The sequence below is a fragment of the Methylobacterium sp. A52T genome (genome assembly GCF_053346095.1).
This window is the reverse complement of the sequence record NZ_JBKFBI010000182.1, coordinates 1-9994: the sequence shown is the minus strand read 5'-3', so window position 1 is coordinate 9994 and position 9994 is coordinate 1. Positions and strand designations below refer to the sequence as shown.

General features: G+C 71.6%; 9 protein-coding genes and 1 pseudogene. 7 read left to right on the top strand and 3 right to left on the bottom strand.

All coding sequences use genetic code 11. The features are described from left to right. Positions 1 to 280 (top strand): annotated as a pseudogene (locus ACLBYE_RS27670) (hypothetical protein); the annotation flags it as partial. A 77-nt stretch (positions 281 to 357) separates the two neighbouring features. Next, positions 358 to 816, top strand: a complete 459-nt coding sequence (locus ACLBYE_RS27665) for a peptidylprolyl isomerase (protein WP_010686120.1) — start codon at positions 358 to 360, stop codon at positions 814 to 816. A gap of 155 nt (positions 817 to 971) precedes the next feature. Here the strand turns inward: ACLBYE_RS27665 and mobA are convergent, their stop codons facing one another. From mobA to ACLBYE_RS27650, 3 genes are all read right to left on the bottom strand, one after another. Beyond that, a complete protein-coding gene (gene mobA, locus ACLBYE_RS27660) occupies positions 972 to 1520 on the bottom strand; it encodes a molybdenum cofactor guanylyltransferase MobA (RefSeq protein WP_447696626.1) in 549 nt (182 codons plus the stop codon). A gap of 70 nt (positions 1521 to 1590) precedes the next feature. Beyond that, on the bottom strand, positions 1591 to 2739 hold the full coding sequence (apbC, locus tag ACLBYE_RS27655; RefSeq protein ID WP_020095387.1) for an iron-sulfur cluster carrier protein ApbC: 1149 nt from the start codon (positions 2737 to 2739) through the stop codon (positions 1591 to 1593). A gap of 153 nt (positions 2740 to 2892) precedes the next feature. After that, the gene (locus ACLBYE_RS27650; RefSeq protein ID WP_447696625.1) at positions 2893 to 3180 is read right to left on the bottom strand and encodes a hypothetical protein; all 288 of its coding nucleotides are present in this window, start codon (positions 3178 to 3180) and stop codon (positions 2893 to 2895) included. Positions 3181 to 3307: 127 nt separating this feature from the next. On the opposite strand from ACLBYE_RS27650, the gene ACLBYE_RS27645 reads away from it, so the two are divergent. From ACLBYE_RS27645 to hisN, 5 genes are all read left to right on the top strand, one after another. Continuing rightward, entirely contained in the window at positions 3308 to 3811 is a 504-nt protein-coding gene (locus ACLBYE_RS27645; protein WP_024830124.1) for a pyridoxamine 5'-phosphate oxidase family protein, read from the top strand. A 122-nt stretch (positions 3812 to 3933) separates the two neighbouring features. After that, positions 3934 to 5226, top strand: a complete 1293-nt coding sequence (gene pncB / locus ACLBYE_RS27640; protein WP_447696624.1) for a nicotinate phosphoribosyltransferase — start codon at positions 3934 to 3936, stop codon at positions 5224 to 5226. A 203-nt stretch (positions 5227 to 5429) separates the two neighbouring features. Next, positions 5430 to 6884, top strand: a complete 1455-nt coding sequence (locus ACLBYE_RS27635) for an MmgE/PrpD family protein (RefSeq protein WP_447696623.1) — start codon at positions 5430 to 5432, stop codon at positions 6882 to 6884. 114 nt (positions 6885 to 6998) lie between these two features. Further along, on the top strand, positions 6999 to 9110 hold the full coding sequence (locus tag ACLBYE_RS27630) for an AI-2E family transporter (RefSeq protein WP_447696622.1): 2112 nt from the start codon (positions 6999 to 7001) through the stop codon (positions 9108 to 9110). A gap of 108 nt (positions 9111 to 9218) precedes the next feature. Further along, the coding region (gene hisN, locus ACLBYE_RS27625; RefSeq protein ID WP_447696621.1) for a histidinol-phosphatase at positions 9219 to 9994 on the top strand (776 nt) is incomplete at its 3' end.

The window sequence follows — 9994 nt, the reverse complement described above, 5'->3', positions numbered from 1 at the left end:
CGCCCGGCGGCCGCCCGCGGGCGGCCTCGGCCGCCCGAGCGGCGGGGCCGACGACATCGAGATCACCCTGCGGCTCGCGCTGCGGCGCGACGGCAGCCTGATCGGGCCGCCCCGCGTCACCTACGCGGCGGGGGTCGCGGGCGATCGGCGGAATACCCTGGTGCGCGGGACCCTCGACGCCCTCGCGCGCTGCACCCCGGTGCACATCACGCCGGGTCTGGGCCGGGCGATCGCGGGGCGGCCGGTGGCGCTCCGTTTCGTCTACCGCCCGCCGGCCTGAGCGCCGGCGAGACCGACACGGGCGCTGGCCGGATCCGGCACGCGCCGATACAGTTCCCCCAACCGGAAGGAAAGACTATGGCCGACAACGAGACCATCGTGCTGGAGACCACCAAGGGCCGCGTCGTGATCGCGCTGCGCCCCGACCTCGCCCCGGGCCACGTCGAGCGGATCAAGACGCTCGCCGCCCAGGGCTTCTACGACGGCGTGCCGTTCCACCGGGTGATCGACGGGTTCATGGCCCAGACCGGCGACCCGACCGGCACCGGCTCGGGCGGCTCCGACCTGCCGGACCTGAAGGCCGAGTTCAACGCCGAGCCGCACGTGCGCGGCACCTGCTCGATGGCGCGGACGAACTTCCCGCACTCGGCGAACTCGCAATTCTTCATCTGCTTCGACGACGCCCGCTTCCTCGACAAGCAGTACACGGTGTGGGGCAAGGTCGTGGAAGGCATGGACGTGGTCGACACGATCAACAAGGGCGAGCCGCCGCGCTCGCCGGACAAGATCGTGAAGGCGACCGTCGCGGCGGCCTGAGCTCGGATCAAGCCTCACGTCCGAAGCCATCTCTCGATGGCTTCGGACCCACCGTCTTCGCGAGCGGAGCGAATCAATCCAGGGTCGCGCCACATCTCCAAGCTGTCGCGCTGCCCTGGGTCACTTCGCTTCGCTCGTGATGACGGCGGGCCGCATCACCCGCGGTCCAGGGCTTCCGCCGCCGCCAGATCCTCCGGCGTGTTGACGTTGAGGAACGGGTCCACCGGCTCGACCGGCCAGGTCGCGACCGCGGCCCCGTGGCGCGCGATGAAGGCGCCGACGCGCCGCTCGCCGCGTTCGAGATAGTCCCGAAGCGCATCGCTCAGAGCCGTCGGCCAGAGCGCGATCGTGTAGTGCTGCCGCTCCCCTGAGGCCGCGAGCGCGATGCCGGTTTCCGACGCGACGGCGTGGAGCCGCGCCACCAGATCCCCCGGCAGGAACGGCGCGTCGCCCGACACGCTCAGCACCCGCGCGACACCCCGCGCGCCGGCGTGCTCCAGCCCGGCGAGGATGCCGGCGAGCGGGCCCGGCTGACCCGGCACGGGGTCCGGCAGGACCGGACCGGGAAAGCCGGGGAACCGCGCCGGGTCGCCGTTGGCGCTGAGCGCCAGTCCGGCCCCGCATTGCGGCCCGAGCCGCTCGACCACCCGCTCCAGCAGGGTCCGCCCGCCGAGCCGCAGCAGCGGCTTGTCGCCCCCGCCCATCCGCCGCGCCCGCCCGCCGGCGAGGATCAGGCCCAGGACCGGCGACGGAAGGGGCGGCGCGGGCACAGGATCACTCGAAGACGATCTTCGGCGCCGTCCGCCCGGCCGGCGCGCCGGACAGGTTCGCCCAGAGCTGGGCGGCGATGTCCCGGTAGACCTTGGCGTGCGGTCCCTCCGGATCGGTGGCCACCACCGGCCGGCCGGCATCCGAGGTCTCGCGGATCGTCATGTTCAGCGGCACCTCGCCGAGGAACGGCACGCCGAGCCGCTGCGCCTCGTTCCGCGCGCCGCCGTGCCCGAAGATGTGCGAGGCGTGGCCGCAATTCGGGCAGACGAAGGTCGCCATGTTCTCGATCACGCCGAGGATCGGCACCGCGACCTTCTTGAACATGGTCACGCCGCGCCGCGCGTCGATCAGCGCGAGGTCCTGCGGGGTGGAGACGATGACGGCGCCGGACAGCGGCGTCGCCTGCGCCATGGTGAGCTGCGCGTCACCGGTGCCGGGCGGCATGTCGACGAGCAGCACGTCGAGTTCGCCCCAGAGCACGTCGCGCAGCATCTGGGTGATGGCCGACTGCACCATCGGCCCGCGCCAGATCATCGCCGTCTCGGGCTCGATCAGGAAGCCGATCGACATGACCTTGAGGCCGTAGCCGACCATCGGCTCCATGGCCTTGTTGTCGACGACGTTGGGCTTGCCCGAGAGCCCGAACAGCTTCGGCACGGAGGGGCCGTAGATGTCGGCGTCGAGGAGGCCGACCTTCAGCCCCTGGGCCTGGAGCGCCAGGGCGAGGTTGCAGGCGGTGGTCGACTTGCCGACGCCGCCCTTGCCGGAGGCGACCGCCACGATGTGGCGCACGCCCGCGATCTGCGGGCCCTGGTTCGGCGGCGCGCCGGGCCGCGGCGGCGCGACCGGCGGCGGCGTCACGGGCCGGGGAGCGGCGCCGCTCTGGGCCGGGTGGCTCTGGTTCCGCTCGGAGGTGAGGCTCGCGAAGACGCCCGAGACGCCCGGCATCTTCAGGACGCGCCCCTCGGCCTGGCGCCGCACCGGCTCAAACCGCTCGGCTTCGCTGGGATCGACGAGGATCGAGAACATCACGCGGCTGTTCGGATCGACCACGACCTGGGACAGCCGTCCCGAGCCGGGCAGGGTGGTGCCGGCGGCATCGACGGTGACGTCGGCGAGCGCCTTCAGCACGTCGTCGCGGGTGATCGCCAAAATCGTTCTCCACCGGGGCAAGCAGGTATGCCAGTGCATGTAACCGAGCGGGCCCAGAACACCAGACCCCGGGCCCGAGATCGGCGCGCCGGTGGCCCGCGTCCCCGCGGCCATCCCGCGCTGGAGCGGGGCGCCGACCAGACCGTGGCGGCGTCAGTGCGGCCGCGCGATGAGGTTGCATTCCTCCATCGGGCCGCGCACCACGGTCCCGTCGCCGCGCCGGTAGAACCCGTGCCGCAGGCGACGGCAGCCGAGGGGACCGCGCAGGCGCTTCACGCGCTCGACGTGGACGCTGCCGTAGCGGCGGTTCGAGAAATCGTGGCCGCCGATGCGCACGCCCGGGCCGAAGCGCACCTCGGCGCCGGCCGGCCGAGCGCCGAGACAGAGCGCGCCCAGCGCCAGCGCCGCGGCCGTGCGCCCCAACCTCCCAACACCTCGCATACGAACCTCCTCACCGCACGGGCAAGCTGAACCAACCGGAGACTGATCCGTTGTCGGGGCAGCCTTCGGGCGGGGCACCCTCCGGAGACCCCGCCGGGACCGAAACGACGCGTAGGAGACCACTTTCATGCATCAGGGCAACCACCGCGACCACGAGGGCGCGAAGAAGCTGTTCGAGCTCATCAAGGACGTGAAGATCGCCATGATGACCACCGTCGACTCCGACGGCACGCTCAACAGCCGCCCGATGTGGAACAACGACGCCGACGAGAACGGCGACCTGTGGTTCTTCACCAAGCTACACTCGCCCAAGACGGCCGAGATCAGCAAGGACAACCAGATCAACCTCGCCTATTCCGACCCGTCGAGCCAGAACTACGTCTCGGTGGCCGGCAAGGCCGAGATCGTCCGCGACCAGTCGATCATCGACGCGAAGTGGAATGAGAGCCTGAAGACCTGGTTCCCGAACGGCAAGGACGATCCGGAGGTCGCGCTGATTCGCGTCCACCCGGAGAAGGGCGAGTACTGGGACAGCCCGAACAGCACGATGCTGCACCTCTACGGCTACGTGAAGGCCTCGCTCACCGGCGAGAGCCCGAAGACCGAGACCAAGAAGGTCGACCTCGCCTGAGGGTCGGTCGTCAGGATCGGCGGTTTCGCGGGCGGTCTCCGGGCGGAGGCCGCCCGTCTTCTTGACGTGTGCGGTCCCGGCATGCGCTCTGCGCGTTCCAAGCGCGGCAGAGTGCCTGACGAATGCTCGATCTGGCGAAACGGGTCTACGATCACAGTTTCCGCATCGACCCGATCGTGCGGTCGCTCCTCGACACCGATTTCTACAAGCTCCTGATGGCGCAGACGATCCTGCGCCGGCACCCCGACATCCAGACCACCTTCGGCATCACCAACCGCACCCGCCGGATCCGGATCGCCGACGAGGTCGATGCCGGGCTGCTGCGGGAACAGCTCGACCACGCCCGGACGCTGCGCCTCAGCAAGGGCGAGATCACGTGGCTGCGGGGCAACGTGTTCCGCGGCCAGGGACGCATCCTGGGCCCCGAATTCGTCTCTTGGTTCGAGACCTTCCAGCTCCCCGAATACGAGCTCGCCGTCCATGACGGCCAGTACGAGCTGACTTTCCACGGCCCCTGGGTCGAGACCACCATGTGGGAGGTCCCGGCGCTCGCGATCCTGAACGAGCTGCGGGCGCGGGCCGTGCTGCGGGGCCTCGGCAAGCTCGACCTGCAGGTGCTCTACGCCCGCGCCATGACCCGGGTCTGGGAGAAGATCGAGCGGCTGCAGAGGCTTCCGGACCTGTCGGTGGCGGATTTCGGCACGCGTCGGCGTCACGGATTCCTGTGGCAGGACTGGTGCGTCCAGGCCATGGCGGAGGGCCTGGGCAGCGCGTTCCTCGGCACCTCCAACTGCCTGATCGCGGCCCGGCAGGAGGTCGAGCCGGTGGGGACGAACGCCCACGAATTGCCGATGGTCTACGCGGCGCTCGCCGAGGACGACGCGGCGCTCGCCGCCGCGCCCTACGCGGTGCTCGCCGACTGGCAGGAGGATTACGGCGGCAACCTGCTGGTGATCCTGCCCGATACCTACGGAACCACCGGATTCCTGGCGAACGCCCCCGACTGGGTCAGCGACTGGACCGGCATCCGCATCGACTCGAAGGACCCGATCGAGGGCGGCGAGGAGGTCATCCGCTTCTGGCAGGATCGCGGGCACGACCCGCGGGACAAGCTCGCGATCTTCTCGGACGGCCTCGACATCGACGAGATCGAGCGCATCCACGCCCGGTTCCACGGGCGCATGCGCATCGGCTACGGCTGGGGCACGCTGCTCACCAACGATTTCCGCGGGCTCCTGCCGGACGGCAAGCTCGACCCGGTCTCCATCGTCTGCAAGGTCACGCAGGCCGACGGCCGGCCGACCGTGAAGCTCTCCGACAATCCCACCAAGGCGCAGGGCCCGGCCGACGAGGTCGCCCGGTACCGGCGGGTGTTCGGTGTGGGCGAGCAGGAGGCGCTGCCGGTGGTGGTGTGACGGAGGGGTCTCGCCGGTTCCGGCAGCGCGGTCTCTCCGAGCGGAGCGAAGTGATGACGGCGATGCCGCGTCCACCGGAGCCCTCGCGTGGAACGGGTGTCAGACCCGGCCGTGTGAAACACGGACGCTGCCGACCCAGGGATGAATTCATTATCATGTCCGGCAACCGGGGCGCCTCGGGCGGCCCTGTCCGGGAGAACGCCATGTCGATGAATCGCCGCTCGCTCATCGGGGCCGCGGGCCTCGCCCTGACGGCGCCCGCCCTGCAGGGCGCGCAGGCGGCCGAGGCCGCGAAGCCGGCCGCCAAGGCAGCGCCGCCGCACGTCACGAAGATCCTCGCGCAGTGGATCCTGGGATCCTCCTACGACACCCTGCCGGAGCCCGTCCGCCGCGAGGGCGTGCGCAGCTTCCTCAACTGGGTGGGGGTGGCGATCGGCGGCTCGCACCACGAGACCGTCGACGTGGCGGTCTCGGCGCTGCAGCCCTTCTCGGGGCCGCCGCAGGCCGGGCTGTTCGGCCGGACCGAGCGGTTCGACATCATGAACGCCGCCTTCCTCAACGGCGTGTCGAGCCACATCTTCGACTTCGACGACACCCACCTGAAGACGATCATCCACCCGGCCGGCCCGGTCGCCTCGGCGATCCTGGCCTACGCGGCGATGAAACCGGTCTCCGGCAAGGACTTCCTCGAAGCCCTGGTGGTCGGGATCGAGGCCGAGTGCCGGATCGGCAACGCGGTCTACCCGAACCACTACGATGCCGGCTGGCACATCACCGGCACCGCGGGCGTGTTCGGATCGGCCGCCGCCGCGGGCAAGCTGATGGGGCTCACCGAGCAGCAGATGGTCTACGCCCTCGGCCTCGCCGCCTCGCAGCCGGTGGGCCTGCGCGAGTCGTTCGGCTCGATGAACAAGAGCTTCAACCCGGGCCGGGCCGCGTCCAACGGCCTGTTCGCGGCGATCCTGGCGGCCAAGGGCTTCACCTCGTCGGACGGCATGATCGAGGCCAAGCGCGGCTGGGCCAACACGATCTCCACCAAGCAGGACTGGTCGCAGATCACCGACGGCCTCGGCAGCCGCTACGAGGCGCAGCTCAACACCTACAAGCCCTTCGCCTGCGGGATCGTCATGCACCCGACGATCGACGCGGCGATCCAGATCCGCGACCAGGACCACGTCAAGCCGGAGGACATCCAGCGCGTCGACCTGAAGGTCCACCCGCTCGTCCTGGAGCTGACCGGCAAGACCGCGCCGAAGACCGGCCTGGAGGGCAAGTTCAGCATCTACCACGCCGCCGCGGTGGCCTTCGTGGAGGGCGCGGGCGGCGAGAAGCAGTTCAGCGACCGGGCGGTGAACGATCCGCGGGTGGTGGCCCTGCGCCAGAAGGTGGTCCCGGTGATCACCCCCGGCGTCGATCCCGCGCAGGTCGACATGACCGTGACGCTGAACGACGGGCGGACCTTCCACCGGCACATCGAGCACGCGATCGGCAGCGTCGAGAAGCCGATGTCGGACGCGCAGCTGGAGGCGAAATTCACCGACCTCGCCGCCGGGATCCTGCCGGACGCGCAGGCCAAGCGGGTGATGCAGCTGTGCTGGTCGCTGCCCGAGCTGAAGGATGCGGGCGACGTGGCGCGGGCCGGCGTCGCGGGGGCCTAACCTGAACGCGAAACCGTCGGGATCGTTTTCGCGTCCTGTGCCGTTCCCCGTCCGCGAGGCTTCCGCCGCTCCCGGCGGTCGCCCGCGCGTGGCGTTCGGGACGTGGATCACGGTATGGGCACGAGAACCCCGGTCGGGGTCGAACCGGCAGCGCGGCCCGGGACTCCGCTGATCACACCGCGGCCGACCCGGGTCGCCGCCGCCGAGACGCCGCGGGCCGCCATGGCGTCGCCGGTCGTGGTCGGCGCCACCATCATCGCCGCCCTGTATTTCGGCCGCGAGATCTTCATCCCGATCGCGATCGCGCTGCTGCTGTCGTTCGTGCTGACGCCGCTGGTCAACCGCCTGAGGCGGCTGCGGCTACCGCGGCTGGTGGCGGTGGGCGTCAGCGTGCTCCTGACCGTGGGCATCGTGGCCTCCCTGGCGACCCTGATCGGCATCCAGGCGGCGGATCTCGCGGGGGACGTCCCGCGCTACCGGGCCACGATCGAGCGCAAGATCAACGGCCTGCGCGACTCGCCCGTGGGCCACGTCACGGAATACGTCGCCAATATCGGCCGGGCGCTCCACGGCGGCGCCAAGGAGGCCGGGAGCCCGGAGGCGCAGCCGGCCGCGCCATCGCCCTCAACGGCACCGTCGCCGTCAACGTCGACGCCCTCGGCGGCTTCCGAGGCGGCCCAGGCCGCGCCCAAGCCCGTCCTCGTCGAGGTCGCCACGACCCCGCCGGGCTCCCTGGAGATGCTCTCGACCGTGCTCACGCCGGTGATGCATCCCCTGGCCACGGTCGGCATCGTCTTCGTGGTGCTGCTGTTCGTGCTGATGCAGCGCGAGGACCTGCGCGACCGCATGATCCGGCTGGCCGGATCGAGCGACCTGCACCGGACCACCGTGGCCATCGACGACGCGGCCAAGCGCCTGAGCCGCTACTTCGTGGTCCAGCTCGCCCTCAACGCCGCCTTCGGCGTGGTCATCGGCATCGGCCTCTACCTCATCGGCGTGCCGAACCCGGTGCTCTGGGCGATCTTCGCGGCCCTGATGCGCTTCGTGCCGTATCTCGGGGCGGTCCTGTCGGCGATCCTCCCGATGGCGCTCGCCGCCGCGGTCGATCCCGGCTGGAACATGATGATCGCCGTGGCGATCCTGTTCGTCGTCCTGGAGCCGCTGACCGGCCAGGTCTTCGAGCCGATCTTCTACGGGCAATCCACCGGGCTCTCGCCCTTCGCGGTCCTGGTCTCGGCCCTGTTCTGGACGTGGCTGTGGGGGCCGGTCGGCCTGCTGCTCTCGACGCCCCTGACCGTCTGCCTCGTGGTGCTCGGACGCTACGTCGAGCACCTGGAATTCCTGGACGTGCTGTTCGGCGACCGGCCGGCGTTGACGCCCGTCCAGAACTTCTACCAGCGCATCCTGGCGGGCGATTCCGAGGAGGTGCTGGGCCATGCCGAGCTGATCCTGCAGCAATGCTCGCTCTCGTCCTACTACGACGAGGTCGTGCTCAAGGCGCTGGAACTCGCCGCCCGCGACGCGGCCCGCGGGGTGCTGACCGCGCAGCAGAAGAGCGCGATGCGCGCCGCGCTCACCGAGCTGATCGCCGACCTCTCAGACCGGAGCGACGCCGTCGCGGGGGCGACGGGCGACGGCGAGGAGAGCGCCTGCAGCCCGCTCCCGATGGGGCCGGCCCCGGAGGCGCTGCCCGCCGCGTGGAGGCGCGAGGGCGCGGTGCTGTGCGTGGCGGGGCGCGGCTTCCTGGACGAGGCCGCGGCCGCGATCCTCGCGCAGATCCTGGAGAAGCGTGGCCTCGGCGTCCGCACGGTCCCCTTCGCCGAGACGGCCTCCGTGCGGATCGGCCGGTTCGAGGCCGGGCCGGCGCGGATCGCCTGCGTGGTCTCCCTGGCGCTCGACGGCGAGCCGACACACCTGCGCCGCCTGATCCGCCGGCTGCGCGGCCGGGTCCCGGGCGTGCCGGTCCTGCTCGGCCTTTGGCTCGCCCAGGACAGCGGGGCGAACCGCCTCGCCGGCGGGCCGGGGGGCGCCGAGGCCGACGCGCAGGTGGGATCGCTGCGCGAGGCCGTCGAGGCTATCCTGGCGGCCGCGCAGGAGGACGCGACCTGCGCGGCCGCGACGGACGCAGCGACGGACGCATCGGAGGGCACGTCGGCGGACGCATCGAAGGGCACGTCGGACGCACGCGGCGAAGCGGCGCGTCTGCCCGCGCCGGCCGGGGCGTGAGTCGCGGATGCGCGGGGGCGGGGGCTTGACGGGCAGGGGCGCGCGCCGGTTTCGTCGGGACGGGCCGTTTGGCCGGGCGGCCTTCGGGCGCAACAGGGGACGGAACGGATGAGCGTCGTCGAACTCGGCCGGTTCATGGACGACCTCGCGGACGCGTCCGGGAAGGCGATCCTGCCGTTCTTCCGCGCCCAGTTCGGCCTGGACGACAAGGCCCGCGGCGGGGCGCCGTTCGATCCGGTCACCGAGGCCGACCGGGCCGCCGAGGTCGTCCTCCGGGCGATGATCGGCCAGACCTTCCCGGGCCACGGCATCCTCGGCGAGGAGTTCGGCGCGGAGCGCACCGACGCCGAGTGCGTCTGGGTCCTCGACCCGATCGACGGCACCCGCGCCTTCATCGGCGGCCTGCCGACCTGGGGCACCCTGATCGGGCTGACCCGAAACGGCGTGCCGGTGCGGGGGATGATGCACCAGCCCTACCTCGCGGAGCGGTTCACCGGGGACGGGCGCAGCGCCAAGCTCCGCGCGCCGGCGGGCGAGCGGACCCTGCGCACCCGCCGCTGCGGTGACCTCGCCCAGGCGATCCTGGCGACCACGGATCCCCGGCTGTTCGCGGTCGGCGACGAGGCCGAGCGCTTCCGGGCGCTGGAAGGCCAGGTGCGGATGTCCCGCTACGGCGCGGATTGCTACGCCTACTGCATGCTGGCCGCCGGCCAGATCGACCTCGTGGTCGAGGCCGGGCTGAAGCCCTACGACATCGTCGCGCTGATCCCGATCGTCGAGGGGGCGGGGGGACGGGTCACCGCCTGGGACGGCGGCTCGGCCGCCGGCGGGGGGCGCGGGGGCGCGGGCCGCGGCCCCCGGCCGGGCGTGGCCGCGCCCCCGGT

Excerpts from the sequence above, each read along its gene's own strand:
- ACLBYE_RS27665 (WP_010686120.1), top strand. The coding sequence starts at position 358 with ATGGCCGACAACGAGACCATCGTGCTGGAGACCACCAAGGGCCGCGTC.
- ACLBYE_RS27635 (WP_447696623.1), top strand. The coding sequence starts at position 5,430 with ATGTCGATGAATCGCCGCTCGCTCATCGGGGCCGCGGGCCTCGCCCTG.
- ACLBYE_RS27650 (WP_447696625.1), bottom strand. The coding sequence starts at position 3,180 with ATGCGAGGTGTTGGGAGGTTGGGGCGCACGGCCGCGGCGCTGGCGCTG.
- ACLBYE_RS27645 (WP_024830124.1), top strand. The coding sequence starts at position 3,308 with ATGCATCAGGGCAACCACCGCGACCACGAGGGCGCGAAGAAGCTGTTC.
- pncB (WP_447696624.1), top strand. The coding sequence starts at position 3,934 with ATGCTCGATCTGGCGAAACGGGTCTACGATCACAGTTTCCGCATCGAC.
- mobA (WP_447696626.1), bottom strand. The coding sequence starts at position 1,520 with ATGGGCGGGGGCGACAAGCCGCTGCTGCGGCTCGGCGGGCGGACCCTG.
- ACLBYE_RS27630 (WP_447696622.1), top strand. The coding sequence starts at position 6,999 with ATGGGCACGAGAACCCCGGTCGGGGTCGAACCGGCAGCGCGGCCCGGG.